General features: G+C 58.6%; 16 protein-coding genes. 4 read left to right on the top strand and 12 right to left on the bottom strand.

Annotated elements, in window-relative coordinates:
* Positions 1-96: 96 nt before the first annotated feature.
* The 9 genes from JL39_RS02055 to JL39_RS02015 form a co-directional block, all read right to left on the bottom strand.
* On the bottom strand, positions 97-1,266 hold the full coding sequence (locus JL39_RS02055; RefSeq protein ID WP_037145589.1) for an ABC transporter substrate-binding protein: 1,170 nt from the start codon (positions 1,264-1,266) through the stop codon (positions 97-99).
* Positions 1,267-1,777: 511 nt separating this feature from the next.
* Positions 1,778-2,983, bottom strand: a complete 1,206-nt coding sequence (repC, locus tag JL39_RS02050; protein ID WP_037145587.1) for a plasmid replication protein RepC — start codon at positions 2,981-2,983, stop codon at positions 1,778-1,780.
* A gap of 296 nt (positions 2,984-3,279) precedes the next feature.
* Positions 3,280-4,350 (bottom strand): plasmid partitioning protein RepB, encoded by a 1,071-nt coding sequence (repB, locus tag JL39_RS02045; RefSeq protein ID WP_037145585.1) that lies wholly within the window; start codon positions 4,348-4,350, stop codon positions 3,280-3,282.
* Positions 4,351-4,378: 28 nt separating this feature from the next.
* Positions 4,379-5,644: a plasmid partitioning protein RepA gene (gene repA / locus JL39_RS02040; RefSeq protein WP_037146098.1), complete on the bottom strand. Its 1,266-nt coding sequence runs from the start codon at positions 5,642-5,644 to the stop codon at positions 4,379-4,381.
* Positions 5,645-6,103: 459 nt separating this feature from the next.
* The gene (locus tag JL39_RS02035; RefSeq protein ID WP_037145583.1) at positions 6,104-8,113 is read right to left on the bottom strand and encodes an aldo/keto reductase; all 2,010 of its coding nucleotides are present in this window, start codon (positions 8,111-8,113) and stop codon (positions 6,104-6,106) included.
* A 27-nt stretch (positions 8,114-8,140) separates the two neighbouring features.
* Positions 8,141-9,223, bottom strand: a complete 1,083-nt coding sequence (gene ugpC / locus JL39_RS02030) for a sn-glycerol-3-phosphate ABC transporter ATP-binding protein UgpC (RefSeq protein WP_037145582.1) — start codon at positions 9,221-9,223, stop codon at positions 8,141-8,143.
* 12 nt (positions 9,224-9,235) lie between these two features.
* Positions 9,236-10,072 carry a carbohydrate ABC transporter permease gene (locus tag JL39_RS02025; protein WP_037145581.1) on the bottom strand — a complete coding sequence of 279 codons (837 nt, stop codon included), beginning with the start codon at positions 10,070-10,072 and terminating at the stop codon, positions 9,236-9,238.
* Positions 10,069-10,929, bottom strand: a complete 861-nt coding sequence (locus tag JL39_RS02020; RefSeq protein WP_037145580.1) for a sugar ABC transporter permease — start codon at positions 10,927-10,929, stop codon at positions 10,069-10,071. Before JL39_RS02020 ends, JL39_RS02025 begins: the two co-directional genes overlap by 4 nt.
* Before the next feature lie 69 nt (positions 10,930-10,998).
* Positions 10,999-12,273, bottom strand: coding sequence for an ABC transporter substrate-binding protein (locus tag JL39_RS02015; protein WP_037145579.1), 1,275 nt, complete (start codon positions 12,271-12,273; stop codon positions 10,999-11,001).
* 86 nt (positions 12,274-12,359) lie between these two features.
* On the opposite strand from JL39_RS02015, the gene JL39_RS02010 reads away from it, so the two are divergent.
* The 4 genes from JL39_RS02010 to JL39_RS01995 all read left to right on the top strand — a co-directional run bounded on the left by JL39_RS02010 (position 12,360) and on the right by JL39_RS01995 (position 17,203).
* Positions 12,360-13,271 (top strand): helix-turn-helix domain-containing protein, encoded by a 912-nt coding sequence (locus tag JL39_RS02010; RefSeq protein ID WP_037145578.1) that lies wholly within the window; start codon positions 12,360-12,362, stop codon positions 13,269-13,271.
* A gap of 232 nt (positions 13,272-13,503) precedes the next feature.
* The gene (locus tag JL39_RS02005; protein ID WP_037145577.1) at positions 13,504-14,760 is read left to right on the top strand and encodes a glycosyltransferase family 4 protein; all 1,257 of its coding nucleotides are present in this window, start codon (positions 13,504-13,506) and stop codon (positions 14,758-14,760) included.
* Positions 14,757-16,049 carry a glycosyltransferase family 4 protein gene (locus tag JL39_RS02000; protein ID WP_081952655.1) on the top strand — a complete coding sequence of 431 codons (1,293 nt, stop codon included), beginning with the start codon at positions 14,757-14,759 and terminating at the stop codon, positions 16,047-16,049. Before JL39_RS02005 ends, JL39_RS02000 begins: the two co-directional genes overlap by 4 nt.
* On the top strand, positions 16,046-17,203 hold the full coding sequence (locus JL39_RS01995; protein ID WP_037145576.1) for a glycosyltransferase: 1,158 nt from the start codon (positions 16,046-16,048) through the stop codon (positions 17,201-17,203). The genes JL39_RS02000 and JL39_RS01995 overlap by 4 nt, the downstream gene beginning before the upstream one ends.
* Here JL39_RS01995 and JL39_RS01990 read toward each other — a convergent pair.
* From JL39_RS01990 to JL39_RS01980, 3 genes are read right to left on the bottom strand one after another with little or no spacing between them, the layout of a single operon-like run.
* Positions 17,185-17,793, bottom strand: coding sequence for a putative colanic acid biosynthesis acetyltransferase (locus tag JL39_RS01990; protein WP_037145575.1), 609 nt, complete (start codon positions 17,791-17,793; stop codon positions 17,185-17,187). The genes JL39_RS01995 and JL39_RS01990 overlap by 19 nt on opposite strands.
* A 3-nt stretch (positions 17,794-17,796) precedes the next feature.
* Positions 17,797-19,071, bottom strand: a complete 1,275-nt coding sequence (locus JL39_RS01985; RefSeq protein WP_037145573.1) for a hypothetical protein — start codon at positions 19,069-19,071, stop codon at positions 17,797-17,799.
* Complete coding sequence (locus JL39_RS01980; protein WP_227705871.1) at positions 19,068-19,667, bottom strand: YdcF family protein; 600 nt, start codon at positions 19,665-19,667, stop codon at positions 19,068-19,070. The genes JL39_RS01985 and JL39_RS01980 overlap by 4 nt, the downstream gene beginning before the upstream one ends.
* Positions 19,668-19,686 lie beyond the last annotated feature (19 nt).

Below are 19,686 nucleotides of genomic sequence, written 5' to 3'. Positions count from 1 at the left end.
CCGGATGTTCCCACCGGAAGAAATCGGAGAAGCCTCCCAACAAACAAGAATGGCGGGCACGCGCCCGCCACCCACTCCCGAAGGTTTCGCTACACCTTATTTGACATTCGGATCCTTGATCTTTGGATAGGTTGCGAACTCGACATTGTAGAGTTCGCCATCCACTTCCTTGACCTCGCGCATGTAGATGTCCTGCACGATGTCCCGGGTCGCCGGGTCAATGGTGATCGGGCCGCGCGGGCTTACCCACGATGCCCCCTTCATGGCTTCAATGAGTTTGCTGCCATCCGTGTCGCCGTCAGTCTTCTTGAGGGCTGCATAGGCCAGCGTCATGGCATCATAACCACCGACCGACATAAAGTTCGGACGCATGCCCTTGTTGTCTTTCTTCACCTGCTCAACGAAGGCCTTGTTTTCCGGGCTGTCGTGCAGGGCCGAATAGAAATGGCCGGTTATGACCCCCTTGGCTGCCGGACCAATGCCGTTCAGAAGATCATCGTCGGTGATATCGCCGGTACCGATCAGCTTGATGCCCGCATCCGCCAGTCCGCGTTCGATGAACTGCTTCATGAACAGCGAGCCGACACCCGACGGCACGAAGGCGAAGACCGCATCGGGTTTGGCATCGCGCACGCGCTGCAGGAAGGGTGCAAAATCCGGGTTGGCGAGCGGAACACGGACAGCTTCGACGATCGTGCCGCCTTCCTTCTTGAACTGGTTGGTGAACCCCTGCTCGATGTCGATACCTGGACCGTAGTCGGAAACGAGGGTGACGACGCGTTTCAGGTTGTTCTGCACCGCCCAGGTGGCGACCGGAACAGCCGACTGCGGGCCGGCCATCGAAGTACGAGCAAAATATTGCGATTGCGGCATGATCGCAGATGTCGTGGCCGACGTGATGATCGCCGGGATCTTCGCCTGGTTAAGGACCGGAGCGACCGACATGGCAAGCGGCGTCAGGCCGAAGCCCATCAGCATCTTGACCCCATCGTTGACGACGAGTTCCTGGGCTATACGGCGAGTCTGGTCAGCAACACCGGCGTCGTCGCGAAGGACAACTTCGATCTTCTTGCCGGCGACGGTATCGCCGTTCAGCGCCATGTAAGCCTTCACGCCGGCCTCGACCTGGCGACCGGTGGACGCAAACGGACCGGTCATCGGCAGAACGAGGCCGATCTTGACTGTCTCCTGTGCAACCGCCGGCAGAGCCACAAGACCGCTCAAAGCGATCCCGGTCGCAGCCATCAGTGTCCTTCTGGTAATCATTTCTTTTCCTCCTCAAAAAGATGATCATTTCCAAAGCTTGCGTGACAGGCCGCATCCTCCTTGCGGCCATGGCCCGTCACGGCTTGCAGAGCATATCAGGTTCAGCAGAACAAGCAGTCAACCAGTTGAAATGATCTGCCGGCCCACAATTTCCCTTTTTCATTGACGCGATATCCTGGGTCGCTGCTTTCTGATCATCTGGGGACTCTTTCTGAGACGGTCTCACGAAACCGTGTATACACCACCGCCCCTGCCTCCCTATTTCCCGAACATTTCATCCGGCGCCTGGCCAATCTATGGCGCGATATCACAAGCGCAGAAAAGGTATTCGTAAAAAAGGAATTACAGACCCCACTCCGGAAACCGTCAGTTTTCCCATCCTCCATCGCGACGTTACGGAAGCAATAAGTCTGTATACATTCACTGTCAATATTAGCCTTTCGGATCAAAGTCATCAAAGCAAGGCATGCGAATCCTGACGCTCCTCAATTCCATCCCAAGCGACCCGCCGCTATCCCTTCAGCGCGTTCAGCATTGGATGAACAGAGAAGCGGCCCTTTTCCGCCTTCCGTGTCAAATCGCGCAGGTAACCGCCCGGCGAGCGGATATCTTCCGCCCTTTCCAGGATTGCTGCGACGACGATTGCGGCGGAAATGTCTCCCATTGCAGCCCGTGCCGCCGCCCACGCACTCGGGCTGATGCCCAGCATCGAGCGGACAAGATCGGCCGCCGCCACCACATCCCGCCAGTTCTTCACCCCGCTGCGAGCATAATCGGCAATCTGCGGGCAAGTTTTCAGGAATTCCTTCAGCCCAATCCCGACAGATTTGCGTTCCGGGGCGATCTCCGGCATTCGCGGCGCCGGGGTATTGTGTTCATTGCCGTTTAATTCAAGATTTGGGTCTGTGTTTGAATTCTGAATATGATGCTCAAAAACAGACTCATTGGCGCTCATTTCCAGTTCTGTGAGGCTATTAAGGTAAGCGGTCTCCACCTCAGCCCTCAACCGGATCAGCGCGTCGCAGCGGATTTCCAGTTCCACGACCTCAGCCTGCCTCGGCACACGGCCGGAAAGTGCCTGCAGTCGCTCTAGGTAGGCTATCCAGTCCCCTGCCCTGCTTTCGTTGAGCGCCGCTTCCACGGTCTTGGCAATATCGCGCAGATGCAACGTGATCTCCGAACGGACCCGGGCGATCCGCTTCGCCTCCGCCCGTGCGGCTTCTGCGCGTGAAAAGATCTCGTCGGCCCGCAGCGCCAAGGGCGCCAGGTCAAACCCGAAGGCGCTCTCAACCTGACCGCTCCCATCACGGCGGCAGAAACGCTTGCCGTTGGCGCTGTCGCGGCGGAAGATCAGCCCTGCCTCGACCAGAGCTGCCAGATGCCGCCTCAGCGTCGCAGGCGACATGCCGCGGGAGCGGATTGACAGTTCCACGTTCGATGGAAAGACGATGAGTGGCGCACTGCCATCGAGTTCGCGTTCCTGATGAAAGCTCGTCAGCGCTTCAAGCACCGTGATCGAGCGGTCCGAGAGGCCATAGGCCTCCCTCGCCTCGGTGAGCGCCCTGATAAGCTGCCATTTCTCGGCCTTACCGGTGTGATTGCCACCCTCGCCCGCGCGCAGACGTTCCTGCCGGCGCTCCATTTCGGCTCGGAGGGCAAAATTGCGCGCAGAAAATTGCGCGCCGCCAAAAGGCGTCGTTGCCAGTCTTTCCACCATATCCGTCTCCGTTCGGAGGCAAGCGCCCGCGGAAACGTCGTAATCAGCCAAAATCTTCCACGCTCGGACACGGCATTTCAGCCGCCGACTCTTGACTTTGGACTATGGAAGTGATTCTCTTGAACTGCTTAGATTGAAGAGGGCTTCCAGGACGGTGACGTTTTGGGGGCCTTTTTCTTGCTCTCGTAGCTTCCTTTCCGTGTGTTCCTGTACGCCCGTTAAGGCATTTCTACTTCCGTTTATGCATGCCATTGCCCAGAATCGATTTCCGCTTTCGGCAACATGCAAGACAACTTTCAGCTCTTTCCGGCCGATCGACCTGTCAGAAACTCCTCGTAACGGGCGACGAGCAATGCCGCCGCCTCGTCGACAAAGGCCGCGTCGACATCCGCCGCAAATTCGATACGCTTCGTCTTCCCTTCGCGCCTCACGCGGGCGAAGACCTGACCGTTCCTATCCTTCAACTCCTGCGGCTTGGCAGGCTCAGGCTTCATGCTCGCATCGAGCCGTCCGAACAATATCTGGAAACGGCTGTCGCTGTCGGCCACCTTGAACCGTTCGGTATGGATCACGTCGGTCGCGATATGCTGCTTGGCCTCCCGCGAGAGGATTTCGCCGAGCTTCATCCAGCGCTCGCGCCCGACCTTCGGTGCCGGCCCGACAGCCCGGATGAATCGTTCGGGCACACTTTCCACCACCTGCAGGAGGCGTGACAACTCGCTTTTCTGCACGGCCAGTGCATCGCCGACCACCTTGCGGTCGAAACCGAGGCTCACGAGATTCCTGGCAAACAACCCGCGCTCGATGAAGGAGAGGTTACGGCGTTCGGCATTCTCCTTACCCTGCGCCAACACCAACTCGTCGTCGGAGAGCGGCCTGACGATCGCCTTTACCTCGATGCCGAGACGAGCAGCGGCCTTGACGCGGCGATGGCCGTAGGCGGTCTGGTAGCGGCCCTGCTTTTCCGGATGCGGACGCAGCAGCACCGGCACCTGCTGGCCGCTCTCGCGGATGCTGTCCACCAGCGCCGCGAAATCCCCATCCTCATGCCCATCGAGCATCAGCCGATCCTCGATGAAGGAGGAATCGATCCTGTCTGGATAGATGGTGACGACGCGCTCTCCTTCGCTCAATGCCTGTCGAAGCGCGCGCGCCTCTTCGACCTCGCGAGTCATGGCTCCCAGGGAAAGCCCCATCGCCTTGACGGCGCCCGATGCGCTGCGGGGCGGCAGGGCACCCTCTCCCGCCGGCGCAGGTTTGGCCTCAGCCTCGGGCATGGATTTCGTCTCAGGCGCACGGGCAGGTTCGGTCGGTGCCAGCCCTCCCCCGAACAATGCCCTCAACTCATTCTTGCGGCTTCCCGCCATTCCCAAAACCTTCCTTCAGTTCCGTCCTCTATCGACCCCAGGCAGTGTGTATCAGCGCTTTGACCTCATCGTTGACGGCATTCATCGCCTCGAGAGCGCGGTCATAGGTGGTGCGGGTGAAATTCTCGCGGCCCACCTCATAAAGTGTCTGCTTGGTGAGCCCAGCGTCCGAGACCGCCGTTGATTTCAGCATCGGAGCCGTCAACACGCGATCCCCGAAGAGCGAGCGCATAAAACCGACGATCTGTGCCTGCGGCCCGTCATTCGGTTCATATCGGGTGACGAGATAACGCAGGAAATCAAAATTCAACGTACCACCCGCTTCGCGTACGACTGCAAGCAGATCGGACGTCATGAAGAGAAACTGGTTCATCGAGGCGACGTCGAGCATCTGCGGGTGCACGGTAACGATGACCGAGGTGGAGGCACACAGCGCCGAGAGTGTCAGGTAGCCGAGCTGCGGCGGGCAGTCGATCACGACAACGTCGTAGTCGGCTTCCACCGTCTGCAGTGCTGCCTGGATACGTGCGAAGAAAAGCGGCCCAGCGTCTTCGCCGTTCTGGCGGCGAGACAACGCTTGTGGCGTCACGTGCTCGAATTCCTGCAGCTCGATATTGCCCGGCACGAGATCGAGGCCGGGAAAATAGGTGCTCCGGATGATGTCCGCCAAGGGACGCTGCTCGTCGTCATAGCGGATCGCGCCGTAGAGCGTGTCGTTGCCGGTGAGATCGAGCTCCGGTTGATAGCCGAAGAGCGCCGAAAGCGAGGCCTGCGGATCGAGGTCGATGGCCAGAACCCGGTGACCGGTCAACGCCAGATACTGGGCGAGATGCACGGCAGACGTCGTCTTGCCCGAGCCGCCCTTGAAGTTGGTGACCGAAATCACCTGCAGGTGTTCCCCGCGCACCGCGTCGCGACGCGGCAGGTAGGACCGCGCCTTGGCGATGTTCCCCTTGGCAAGCGCCTGTTCGGCAAGATGGCGGCGGAGCGCATTGATGTCGGCAAGCGAATAGAAGCGCCGGCCGCCGGCGCCCGTCTCCGGCTGTGGCCCTTCTCCTGCCAGCGAAAGCTGGCGGAGATAGCCATCGGATACGCCGATTAGCTTTGCCGCCTCTCCAGACGAAAAGGCACGCAGCGATTTCATCGAGGCCGGGGGAAAGAGCCGCTCGCGCATCGCCTTCAGCTGTTCGGAAAGCGCCCGCGCATCCCTGGCGATCGCCTCGTCGGCGAGCACGCGCGGCTCGACCACAGCTCCTGTGCTCTCCGCTCCCGATTTCTTCGCCGATACAGCCATGCGTTTGTTCCCCTTCGTGTCCGCCATGCCTTGCTCCCTTCGATGACCAGAGGCAGGATAAACCTCCGATATGAAGCCGGCTTGACCGGGCACGTGATTCCCGTCTGATTTTATACGCTGAGCAACCGAATTAACAGAGGCCGCCACCGGTTACGCTGAAACGAAAAATATCCGCTCAATTCCGTTACGGAAGCTGAACGCCTCTCCGAGTCGCGTCAAGGATTTTTTGGTTAACGAGAAGTTATCGATATCGGTGAGATCGATATAGCCTATCCAGGAGACGAGACTGCTCCAGAATTTGGCCGTCCGGCGAACTGCAGCACGGCAGGTAAGTTTGCTCAGGATGAACAGAATATGCGAACGGAAAGACAGCCACCAAAGCGGCGCTGACTTTCATTCATGACCATGACCCGAGTTTGCAACGGCCGAGCCGAAAGCCCGGCCGTTCGGCACTCGATATTATGATCCGTTTTCCAACCATGCCACCTGCCCCGGCGACAGCTGGATATCGAGGGCCGAAAGACTGTCCTCGAGCTCGCCCACGGTCCGCGGCCCGATCAAGGGTATGACAGGGAAAGGTTGTGCGATGACATAAGCCAATGCGACGTGGATCGGGTGACGCCCAAGCTTTTCAGCAAGCTCTATTGCCCGGTCGCGACGTTGGAAATTGCGTTCGGAATACCAGACGCGAACGAGTTCCTCGTCATCGCGTTTGTCACGACCCGCCCGGCTTGTGAAGAAGCCGCGCCCCTGGCTCGACCAGGCAAAGTTCGGGATCTGCCTCTCCATCAACCATCTCTTCCAATCATCGTCAGATGCGGCAACACATCCTGCCCAGATCGGGTCGAGCATTTCGGCAAGCGAGAAATTGTTTGAGAGGGCGCCGGGAACTGCCTTGCCGTTCTTGCGGGCATAGGCGATTGCTTCGTCCATGCGTTCGCGGCTCCAGTTCGACCCGCCGAAGATGCCGCGGATCCTGCCACGTTTCACTTCCGCATCCATGGCATCGACGAACTCACCGACCGGAACATCCGGATTGTCGCGATGCATGAAATAGACATCCACATAGTCGGTCTTGAGGCGGTCGAGCGATTGATCCAGTTGCCTGGCAATCACATCGGGATAGCAGAGCGGCGAGTGAGCGCCCTTGCCGATCAGGATGAAATCCTCGCGAGGCAGCCTTCGGCTCGTATGCCAGTCGCCGAAAATCTTCTCCGTCTTGCCGGCGCCGTAAACATAGGCGGTATCGAAAACATTTCCTCCCGCTTCATAGAAGGCATCCATGGTCAAAGATGCCGCAGCGAAGTTCGGGAAGAACTCAAACCCCAGGCTGACGACGGAAACCGGTTTCGCTAAGCCGGGAATCTGCCGCTTGGGCACATTGCGGCCGGCACGAACGGTCCCTCCGGCGAGGTTCGTGAGACGCTTTGCAGCCTTCTCCACGCCATATTCCAGGCCGACCGAAGCCCGCCATTGATCGAGCACGCGCAAATTTCCAAGTGAATCCGCAGCGCTCATGCCGGGCCAGGCGAATTCGGTCCGGCCTTCCCGGATAGCTGCGCCGGCCGCATCCACCTCGAAGGAATAGAGATACCGCCTCTCCTCAAGCTCAATCGTCTCGCGCTCGTTCCCTCTGAAGATCTCGATCCGCCCGACACCCCCTTGTCGGCCCGAAGCGAACCAGAAATCCTTGACTTCGATCCGTCCTTCGGAGCCGATGATACGCAGCGTGTTGTCCTGCTGAGCCATGATCGAGCAGGAGACCTCTGCGACGATGCCGTTGTCAAATTTGAGAACGGCGGAAGCCCATTCATCAACACCTGATTGACCGAGATGGGCTACGCCGGCGACTGTCTTTGGCTCCAGAAAATCCTTGCCCTCGACGGCTCCTGCAATCAGACGGACCATGGAGACCGGATAGCCTCCGACATCCAGAATTCCGCCACCCGCCGTGTCGTTGTTAAAAAGGCGATGTTCAGGCTTGAAGCCTCCCATGTTGAAGCCGAAGCTCGAGCGGATGATCCTGACGTCTCCGATTACGCCGCTCTTCACCAGTTCTACGAGCTTCGCCGTCTGCGGATGAAGACGGTACATATAGGCTTCGCCGGCGAAAACTTTCGCTTTTCCGGCTTCATAGAAGACGACGTCGGCATCATAGGCGGAAAGCGCAATCGGCTTTTCGACCAGCACATGTTTGCCGGCGCGGATGGACTTGATCGCCCATTCCGCGTGTCCCGTATGGGGAACCGCGATATAGACTGCGTCTATCTCCGGATCACCAAGCAGCGCCTCATAACCGGCGACGATCCTCGCACCCGGAAAGGCCTCTGAAAGCCCGGGTTTGTCCGGATTGCGCGTGGCGATGGCAACGAGCTTGCCGGTTTGTGAATGTGTAATCCCTTCGGCGAAGGCGCGCGCAATCGTGCCAGGCCCGATAATGCCCCAGCGGATTTTGTTTTCCATGGTCATGACTCTTTCCTTGGATGATGAAATTGCTCAGCGGAGACGATTGCCTGTCTCGTCGAAAAGAAAGACGCGTCGGGCGGAAACGCCCACGGTCAGGTGCTCGCTATCGCCGTTGTGGCGGGATCCCGGTTGCTCGATGACGATCGTCTCGCCGGAAAGACTTGCATGGACATAGCTGGTATTGCCGAGATGCTCGGCTACCTCGACAGCAACCCTCAAACCGGCGTCACCTTCTCCCGCCTTGACGAAGTGCTCCGGTCGGATGCCGAGGATTACAGGACTGCCCGGCGCGACGTCGGACGAAATTGGTACGGTAAGATTTATCTTATCTTCTGAGACCAAGGCCACGGTGATCCCGTTCGGGCTGAGGTCCACCACCTCGGCTCTCAAGAAGTTCATCTTGGGCGACCCCACGAAACCTGCGACGAACTGATTGGCGGGGTCGTCATAAAGGTCGAGCGGCGCTCCCACCTGCTCGATGCGCCCCGCCCGCAATACGACGATTTTATCGGCAAGCGTCATGGCTTCGGTCTGATCATGGGTCACGTAGATCATGGTCGTGCCAAGTTGCTTGTGCAGCTTGGAAATCTCGACACGCATCTGGACGCGGAGTTCGGCGTCGAGGTTCGATAGAGGTTCGTCGAAAAGGAACACCTGCGGCTCGCGGACGATCGCCCGTCCGATGGCGACACGCTGACGTTGGCCGCCGGAAAGCTGGCCGGGGCGTCGCTCCAGGAGTTCGTTGATCTGCAATATATCGGCAGCCCGCGCGACACGCCGGGCCGTGTCCTCTTTCGGATTGCCGTTCATTTCCAACCCGAAGGAAAGGTTCCGGCGGACGGTCATGTGAGGATAGAGTGCATAGGACTGAAAAACCATCGCAATACCGCGATCCGACGGTTCCGTGTCGTTGACGACTTTTCCGCCGATGCTGATCGTGCCTGCGGAGATTTCCTCCAGCCCGGCGATCATACGCAGGAGGGTTGACTTTCCGCATCCGGACGGCCCGACGAAGACGACGAATTCGCCATCCACGATCTCCAGGCTGGCGCCATGAACCACCTCATATGCACCGAAGCGTTTGACGACATTTTCGAGAACGATTTCTGCCATGGACCTCCCCGACTATTTGACGGCACCGGCCGAGATACCGGCGATGAAATGGCGCTGCAGGAAAATGAAAACGACGAGGACCGGTGCCGTGAGCAGCACCGCACCGGCCATGATTCCTCCCCAGGAGACCTTCGTGAGACCGATCAGGGTACCCAGTGCCACCGGCGCCGTCATCATGTTCGGCCGCGAATTGATCAGCAGCGGCCACAGGTAGTTGTTCCAGGACGCGAGGAACAGAATGATCGCAAGTGCTGCCATTGTCGGGCGCGCCAACGGCAAGGCGATGTGGAGGAATATCCGCCACTCCTTCACGCCTTCCACCCTGGCCGCGTCGAAAAGCTCCGTCGGCATCATCGAGAACGCCTGACGCATGAACAACACACCGAGCGAATTGAACAGAGGCGGAACAATCAGTGCCACCCAGGTGTTGGCAAGCTTGAACTCGCGCGCGACCATGATGAATTGCGGAATGACCACCACGGCGAAAGGCAAGGTGATCGTGCCCAGGATAATCGCAATCACGAGAGATCTGCCCGCGAAGCGATAACGTGCCAGTGCCCAGCCTGCCATTGAAGTCAACATGACCGACAAGACGGTGTAGATGACCGCGACGATGATAGAGATGAACATTGCCCGGACGAAATTCGTGTCCGCCTGCAGGTTGTAAAAATTGGCGGCAAAGTCCGTGGATGGCCAGAGCACGATCTCGGGGCTGAATATCCCATGATCCGGCATCGTCGAGAAGACAAACATCATCCAGAGCGGGAAGAGCCAGAGGATCGCAAGCGGCGTCAACGCTGCGTGCAGCGCGATCTTCCGCATCAGGAACGAGCGGGATTTCGATTTCATTTCCTTTCTCTCCCGAAGAACAGGTTGAGGAGCGAAATCGCCACAGCCAGACCCGCGATCGTGTAGGCTATTGCCGAGGCATAGCCGAAGTTGAGCGAGGTGAAGCCCTGCCGGTAGAGAAGCAGACCGAGTGTTTCCGTCCCGCCGCCCGGCCCCCCACGATTGGTGATCAGGAAGGGTTCGGTGAAGAGTTGCATGGTGCCGATGACCGAAAGCACGACGCAGAAACTGATGATCGGCTTGAGCAGCGGCAGCGTGATGTGAATGAACTGCTGGAACTTGCCGACCCGATCGAGTGTCGCGGCTTCATAGACATCGTCCGGGATCGATTGCAGTCCGGCAAGAAGGATGATGGCGTTATAGCCTGCCCATCGCCAGGTGATCGCGATGATCACCAGCGCCATCGCCGCATTGGCATTGTCGAACCAGGAGACTGGGGCCAGTCCGATCGATGTAATCAACTTGTTGATGATGCCGAAGTCGGCGCTGAACATGAGCCGGAAGACTGCTGCATAGGCTACTTCGCCCACAACCACCGGTGCGAAGAAGGCGAACCTGTAGAGGGGGCGCGCCTTCAAAAGCGGTGAATTGAGAAGAACTGCCATGACGGTGGCAAGCGCGATCATCACCGGAACCTGGATCACCAGTATGATCAGCGTATTGTAGAGCGCGTTATAGAATGCCGGATCGCCGAACAGGCGTCCCCAGTTGGTGGAAACGCTGAAACGCCACGGATTGACGCGGGTATTCTGGAACGAGATCAGCAGCGAGTTGATGATCGGCCAGAGCCAAAACGTCGCGAAGATCAGCAGATAGGGAGCAAGGAAGGCATAGGCCACCCTATTCCTCGAAGGCATTTCGTACTCCTGTCAGGGACTGCCGATCGGGGAAGGCCGGGCAGCGCCAGACCTTCCCCGGATATCTTCTCATTCAGCAACCGGCAGGTCCGTTGCAGTCGCTATCTGCTTTGCGGCATCATCGAGCGCGGCTTTGGCATCCGGATAGCCGCCGGCGAAATACTTCGTCTGCGTCGCCTGGTAGATCGCATCCGCATCACTCTGGAAGGCCGTGCCTCGGCTCGGTACGATCTGAGGCAAAGTGGTGAGAATATCCGCCCAGACCGCCTGGCCGCCCCAATAGGGCTGCGGCTCCTTTACGAACGGTTCCTGCACCGCCGACAGCAGCGACGGAACCAGCCCGAAGGATTTCAGCATGGTGACCTGGCCCTCGTTGGTGGTGAGCGCATATTCAACGAACTTCCAGGCTGCCTCCTTGTTTTCCGAAGCCGCACTGATCGCCAACGAAGAACCACCGAGATTTGCGGCACGCGGCCCGTCGAACGTCAGGCTCGGCATGCGATAAACGCCCCATTTTCCTGCGAGATCGGGCGAGTTGGAGCGGATCGAACCTTCGAACCAGGCGCCGTACATCTGGCTGGCGGCCTTGCCTGCAGTGTTGGTCTGAATCTTTTCGTCCCAGATCGCGGCCGTGATCAGCCCCGCATCCTTCATCTCCTTGATCTTCTCGAGCGTTGCAACGCAGGCCGGCTGATTGATAGTGATGGTCTGGCCGTCGGTCGAGAAATACCCGCATCCCTGTTCATTGGAGATCATGCGGAACCATTCGCTGTCGCCGTTGAAATCGGCCTGGGCCATCACCGTTCCCGGATTGGCTTCCATGATCTTCTTGCCGGCAGCGATAAAATCGTCCCACGTCTTGATAGCTGCAGGGTCGACGCCCGCCTTCTCATAGAAGTCGCGTCGATAAAAGACGGCAACGGGGCCGGAATCCCATGGTACGGCATAGGATACGCCATCCACCTCGAGTTCCGTCCGCTTGAATTCCGGGAACAGGGCTTGAATTTCCGGCGTATACCCAACTTCGCTCAGATCGGCGAAGCAATCCGGAAAACGGTTCCAGAAGACCTCTGCCTCGAAGTTCTCGATCGAAACGATGTCGGGCAGGCCCTCTCCTCCTGCCGCACAGGCCGCCAGCGTCTTGTCGTAAACCTGATCGTTGCCAAGGTCCTCCACCTTGACCTTGATGTCCGGGTATTTCTTGTTGAAGCCTTCAAGCGTGGCCTTGAGCGCCGACGCGGCTACGTTCCAGCTCCAGATGGTCACTTCGCCGGACTGCGCAGAAGCAGTACCGGACATGAGCGACGCGACAACAGCCGTCGCCCCTGCAAGTTTGAAGCGCATTGAAAATCCTCCCTTTTCAATTGCTGTCCCTTCGGAAACGTGCCTAAATTATCGTCTGCGAAACGTCTGTCTCCGACAAAGGGAACATGAATTTGGCGGAAAGTAAGGTGGCCACGAGAGCGATCTATCAACCCGGGGCAAGCAGCATCGAGGGCTTGCCGACTGCCTTGCAGATGTTCTTCACCCATCCGCCGATCATGCTGATGCCGCACTGGCACGCACAGGTGGAGGTAAATTACGTGATCCGGGGTACGGTTCGCTACCGCATGGGGGAACACGACATTCGTCTCGACGCCGGGCAGATGTGCCTCTTCTGGGGAGGCCAGCCGCATCGCATGGACGAGTCCTCCGACGATTCGCTTTATGCGGGCGCCCATCTGCCGCTGGTGCATTTCTTCCGTCTGAGGTTGCCCGGCGACGTTTCCAGGCAACTGATGCACGGCGCGACGTTGCTGACATCCGCCACCGACACGACGGACAGGGAGAATTTTGCGCGCTGGTTCGAATATGTGACTTCAGGCAATCCTCTCAAACGGCAACATGCCGTCGATGAACTGCTCTTGCGGATAGAGCGTATTGTCCTCGATTCCTATTGCATGGTCCCTGATGCGCTATCGGGAGCCGATCCGATCAGCTCCGACCAGCCCTATGCGCAATCAGCGAGAAGCGTCGCACGCATGTGCGATTTCATCGCGGCAAACTTCATGCAGGATATCGACACGATCGACATCGCCCGTGCCGCCGAACTTCACCCCAAATATGCGATGAACATCTTTCGGAAATCCACCGGGATGACGCTCGGCAAATACGTCAATCTGCTGCGGCTATCGCGTGCCCAGGCCCTTCTCATGCAGGAGGGAGCCAACGTGCTGCAGGTTGCGATGGACAGCGGCTTCGGTTCGATCAGCGCCTTCAATAAATCCTTCCGGCATATTGCTGGAATGTCACCTTCCGATTTTCGACGAGACATCCGCGTTGCGACCTGCGCAATGCCTTAAGTGACCATGTCGCCTGAGCGCCACTCGTCGACGGTCAGTCGCCGCCCACTTCACCCCTCGAACAATATTTGGGGCAAGCCGGCGGGCCGCTTTTTACATTCTGCGACATACGCCTGAACTGATCGCAGTAGGTATGATTCCGACGGCCCTATCACCTTCGATCAGCTTGCGGTCTTGCTCCGGCTTGCCAAGATTGCTCCGGTAAGCCCTGGGTGGCTTGCGGGGGCACGGCATGAAGATCATTTTCATCAACCGCTATTTCTTCCCGGATCAGTCGGCCACCAGCCGCATGACCACCTCGATTGCGCTCGCACTGGTGCAACGTGGATTCGATGTGATGGCTGTCGCCAGCCGCGAAATCCACAACCAGCGCACCACCGACCTGCCTGCAGACGAGGTCATTGCGGGTGTGCAGGTCAAGCGCCTTGCCACATTCCGCTTTGGCCGGCACACGGTGGTCGGCAGGGCGATCGATTATCTTTGCTTTCACGTCCTCGCGTTCTTCTGGCTTCTGCGCAATGTTTCGGCGGGCGATATGGCGGTGGTATGCACCGACCCTCCATTCCTGTCTGTGACGAGTGCCGTTGCGCTGCGCCTGAAGGGCGGGATCATGGTAAACTGGATCATGGATCTATTTCCGGAAACCGCAGTCGAACTCGGCTTTTTCCGGCGTTGGCGGCTACCCATGCAGTTGGCTCGCAAGGCGCGCAACTGGTCACTGAGCTCGCCCGGAATTGCAGTCTGTTCTACGAGCAGGATGGCGGCCTATATCGAACAACAGGGACTTCCGCGAGATCAGCTGGTCGTCATGCACCACTGGTCGGATGGCGAGGAAATCTATCCGATCCCACCGTCCCGAAACAGGCTCCGCAGCCAATGGGGATTAAGCGGCACATTCGTGGTCGGCTATTCCGGTAATTTTGGAAGAGCGCATGAATTCCAGACGATCATCGATGCCGCACGGCGACTGAAAGACCGGGACGACATCCGCTTTCTTCTGATCGGAGGCGGGTATCAGCATGCTGCAGTCATGGAGGCCGCACGGCAGCTCCAGTTGGATAACATGATCTTCAAACCGCTGCAGCCTATCGCCAATCTGTCCGAAAGCCTGAACGCTGCAGATGTGCACCTCGTGTCGCTGCTGCCCGAACTCGAGCATTGCATCGTACCGAGCAAGTTCTACGGCATCCTCGCGGCCGGTCGCCCGACAATCTTCATCGGGGATCCGGATGGCGAAGTACCGCGCGTGCTCGCTTCCACCGGGTGCGGAAGAAGTGTCGAGATCGGCGCAGTCGATGACCTCACGGCAGCCATATGCGACATGCGAAATAGTCCTGAGCTCCGCACGGAGATGGGGCAAAAGGCTCGTCAGCTCCTGTTGAAAGAATATTCGCGCGAGAAAGCGATCGATGCCTGGTGCGCGCTGATCACGCGGGTCCGGAATGCCAGCCCGTCCGTCTCTCCCATCGCTCAGGGTATTTCGCCATGAACGCAAAGGTCGTCGTCAGCCAGCTCGGCGCCCGTATGCACTACGCCGTGCCCAGGATATTCGCATCGCAGGATCGGCTGGCCCATTTCTACACCGACATCTGCGCGACGAAGGGCTGGCCAAGAATAGTCAACTATTTGCCCTCCGGTCTTTTTCCTGCGCCCCTCAAACGCCTTGCCGGTCGCCGCCCCAGGGGCGTTCCAGCAGAGCTCACCACGGTCTTTTCGGGCTTCGGAATCGGCTCGGCACTGCGCCGGATGCGTGTCAAGGATGCCATCGAGGAGACCGGCCACGCGGTATGGGCAGGATCGACATTCTCGCGGATGGTTGCGAGAAATGGATTCCACGACGCCGCAGGACTTTATGCCTTCAGTGGCGATGCCCTCGAACAGATGCACGCCGCAAAGCGGCGCGGCCTATGGACTGCAGTCGAACAGATGATTGCGCCGCGCGACGTGGTGGAAACACTCGTGGATCGCGAGATGCATCGCTTTCCGGAGTGGGCCGGGCTGCCTCGCCACAACCCTTATGCCCGCATATTCGCCAACCGGGAAAGGGCAGAGTGGGCTCTCGCCGACTACATCGTCTGTCCTTCGGATTTCGTCCGACAACATGTCATCGCCTGCGGAGGTCCCGGTGAACGCTGCATCGTCGTGCCCTACGGCGTCAATTCGGCTTTCACTATCGACCGGAGAAGACGATCGCCCGGACCTCTACGGGTTCTGACGGTCGGAGAGGTTGGGCTACGCAAGGGCTCCCCCTATGTTGCCGAGGCCGCGCGACTGGTAGGAGGGGCCGCGACATTCCGGATGGCCGGCCGCCTCAGTATCTCCGAAACCGTCCGGCAGGACATTTCGCGATGGGTGGAACTTCGCGGCATCATTCCCCGGTCCCAGGTCGCCGATGAATTTCGCTGGGCCGATGTCTTCCTCCTTCCGTCGCTCTGCGAAGGATCGGCCACCGCAGCCTATGAGGCGCTCGCCGCCGGCCTGCCCGTCATCACGACAGAGAATAGCGGTACTGTCGTGCGCGATGGCATAGAAGGGTTCATCGTGCCTGTTTGCGATGCCGAGGCAATCGCATTGGCGGTGGAGCGTCTCGCCGCAAATGACGGGCTGCGGGCATTGATGTCCGCCAACGCACTGCATCGCGCGGCTGATTTCACTGTGGAAGCTTACGGAAAGCGACTGCTTGCGGCCTTGTCGATTTCGGATGGAAACCAGCCAGACGTTCCAACCGGAACAAGAACTGTTCCTGAAACGCAAGTTCAACGGCAATTTTTCCGATGAAGATCGTGCACGTAATCGCGTCGATCGACCCCAAAAACGGCGGCTTGCAGGCAGTCGCGATGCGCATCGCCGCTGCGCAAGGGGCCATGGGCCTCGATGTCCACATCGTCACCTATGGGAACACAGCGGTGAACACGCAGGTGATGGAGATCGGGCAGAGCATACCAGGCTTTTCCAAGATCCACTGGCATATTCTCCCGGACGCAAACAGGATTGAGAGGCTCTTCTGCTTCAAGGGCCGAAGAATGCTTCGCAGGGTCCTTGAACAAGCATCCTTCATGCACATTCATGGTATCTGGGAACCGTTCCTCCTGTATGCCGCGAAGTTGGCGAAAGCGGCCGGCATCCCCTATTGCGTCTGCCCGGCCGGAATGCTCGATCATTGGAGCCTCCAGCAAAAATCATGGAAAAAGAAGATCGCCTTGGGCCTTTGCTACAGAAGGATGCTGAATGATGCGGCCTTCCTCCATCTCCTGAACGTGGACGAGGCATCGGCAATCAAGCCGCTTGAATTCAAGGCCCCGAACTTCATCATCCCGAACGGGGTATTTGCCGAGGAATTTGATCCCCTTCCACCCAAAGGGCTTTTCCGGCCCCAAATTGCCCTTCCGGCGAACCGGCGCTACATCCTGTTTCTCTCCCGCCTGCACTTCAAGAAAGGCCTGGATATTCTCGCCAAAGCTTTCGCCGAAATCTGTGAAACGTATCCCGATGTCGATCTGGTCGTCGCAGGCCCGGCGGGAGGGGCGGAAGGGGATTTCATATCCCTGGTCCGGCAGTTCGGCATCGAGGATCGGGTACATCTTACAGGCCCGCTCTATGGCAAGACCAAGGTCGAGGCGATGGTGGATGCCGACTGCTTCTGTCTGCCGAGCAGGCAGGAAGGTTTCAGCATGGCGATCACGGAAGCGCTCGCCTGCGGCACCCCTGTCGTGATCACCGATCAATGCCATTTTCCGGAGGTTGCCGCGGCCGACGCCGGGATCATCGTCTCGCTCGACCAGGGAGAGGTTGCAAAAGCTCTGGCGGCGATCCTTGATGATCGCGCGCGAGCGCAATCGATGGGGCAGAATGGACGGCGGCTGGTTCTGGAGAAATTCACCTGGCCGGCAATTGCCGACACGACATTGCGCAGCTACCGCTTGAGCGCATAGGAAGCCGCAGCTTCCAATCGCCGCCGTCCGACCGGTTTTGCCGGGTTGCCGACATAGATCGTCCATGGCGCCAGCGATTTAGCGGCAACGCCCCGCGCCCCCAAAACAGCCCCTTCTCCAATCACGACACCTGGGCCTACGAAGGCTTCCGCCGCGATCCAGGCGTTAGCCTCTATCGTAATGGGTTGGGTAATCAGCGGAAAGGCGCTGTCCTGGATGTCGTGCGAACCAGTGCATAGATGCGACCGCTGCGAGACGGAGGCAAACTCACCAATTGTAATTTTGTCGACGTTGTAGCAGATGACGCCCGGTCCCATCGAGGCGTAACGTTCCATGACGAGATGTCCCGGCCACCAGATCACTGCCTTTGCGTGGACGATCGCGGTCGAGTGAATGTCTGCCCCGAACATACGCAGAAGAAGATTGCGCCAGCGTCGCAATGGCGGCGGTGTCCAAGAGGCGAGAAAACGCCAGGCCGTCATCCAGACCAGTCGCTTCAGCCGGAAACGCAGGGCGAATGTCGGCCCTCCAAACCGCGGCAAAGGGATGGCGGCGTGCTTGAAGGTCGGATCGTCGTATCTTGACAGCATGACCTATCCATTGGCCGCAAGCGAGGGAGGATGCATCTCATACCGGTTGCGGCGACGGTAAGGGATGATCGCAAAAGCCAAAGCCGGCGCAGCAAACATCAGCATGTGCACCCAGACCATCAGCACCCAGTCGGTTTGATGGGAAATCGCATGCATCGAAGGAATGATCGAAAGCGCATAGGTAAATTGCGCGGCGAATTCTCCACTATTGGCCGTGACCCAGATGCGGCGGAGAAGGTAAGCGAGAATGAAGAACTTGAACGCGCCAAGGTACCAGAAGGATTCGAACGCATCTGCCATGCCGGTTTCGGTCGTGCCGACGACCGGATTAAAGTCCCGAGCCTGTGGCGGCACGGGCAACATAAAAGACTGTTTGACCTCAACGCCAACAACCTGGGCCGGCACGAAACTGAAAACGAGCCTGTTCCAATGGAATTTGCCGTAATCGAATTGCATGGTCGTGGCGGCATGATGGATCCGAACGATGGCGTTGCGCATTTCTTCTCCGCCGTCTCTCAAGACTTTCGACAGATTATCCACCACGTCGATTCTCTTGATTTCATCCCACACAGGCGCAGAATTCGCTTTGGTTATCGTGCGATAGTCCCCCATGCTGTTCATCAGCAGCGTGCCAAGTAAAACCCCGACGATGATGAGGGTGCGCGGAATGGCCAGGCCCTTGTACCACCACCATGCAAGCATGAAGATCATGATCAGTTCGACCGTCTCTGCCCGTTTGCCGGTGATCACGATCCGATCGAGATAGAAGACAAGATCGAAAGCAATGATGGTGGCGGCCCACCAGGAAAAACGTCGCGCGAAGCAGAGTGTGGCGATGACCAGTCCATAACTCAACAGACGCGAGAAGAAGATATACATGACCGGAGTACCGGTCATCTGCACGGCAATGGTGAGTTCACCGGGAAGACGGCTGAGCTTGAAATAAAAATAGGCCCCGACAACAGAAAGCAGAGCCGCTATGATCAGGAGGCGGCCTTCATCAAAGTCGAGACGGAAAAATGCCAACGGCCGTGCCTTCTGGCTCCACCCCCACCAGCACATGAAAAGACAGACTATCGTGAACGCGATTGTCCTGGCGAATGCCGTCTCCGGCAGAAAGCTGTCCGTCGCCAGACCCGGAACCTGCGGAAGGATGAAGCTGAATGTGATGACTCCGGTGAGGAATGGGAACTCGTAGATCCTTTCTGGACGCAGCATTCCCCATCCGAGAAGCAGGAGTACGATGCCGATCAGACAGAAGACCAGGAAGATGTTCATCGCCCGGCATCCGTGTTGGCCAGCAGCAGCGCTTTGGGAGCAGCAGCAGCGGAGATTTGGCCCCTTACGTCGTAGGCGATGGTCTTGATATATTCCTTGACGATCTGGACGCCGTCGATATCAAAAACGAGCCTCCAATAAGATTTCTCCCTTTCAGCCGGTACAGAGATCCAGCGAATGTCCGGCATTAGAGAGCGGAAACGCTTTACCGCGCGGCCCGAGTGAAACCAGCTCGTCACCAGGATCGCGCTGCGGACCTGCATGCCGGTGAGTATAGGCTGCGAGAACGTGGCGTTCTCCCATGTGCTGGCGGACTGGCACTCCGTCGTGATCACCTCGGGCTTCACGCCGGCCTCAATCAGCAGCTGGCGAATGAAATTGCAGTCGCCGCGGCCTGTGACCAGCACAAGTGGTGCCCTTCTCTGATGCCAGAGTGCCGCCGCTCGCGCTGCTCGTGGCGGCCCGTCGCCTCCCAGCACCACGATGATATCGGCGTTCGCGAGAACGTCCCGCGCCATCAGCAACGAACCTGCGGAAATGAGCGCCAGGCCATAAAGCACAAGGATACCGGCGACCACGGCACCCAGATGGGCCAAGATGCGAGCCAACCGCCCA

The sequence above is a fragment of the Rhizobium sp. YS-1r genome (genome assembly GCF_000757525.1).
GTDB classification, from domain to species: Bacteria; Pseudomonadota; Alphaproteobacteria; order Rhizobiales; family Rhizobiaceae; genus Neorhizobium; species Neorhizobium petrolearium.
The sequence above is the reverse complement of the archived record's forward strand: the minus strand, read 5'-3'. Positions and strand labels throughout refer to the sequence as shown.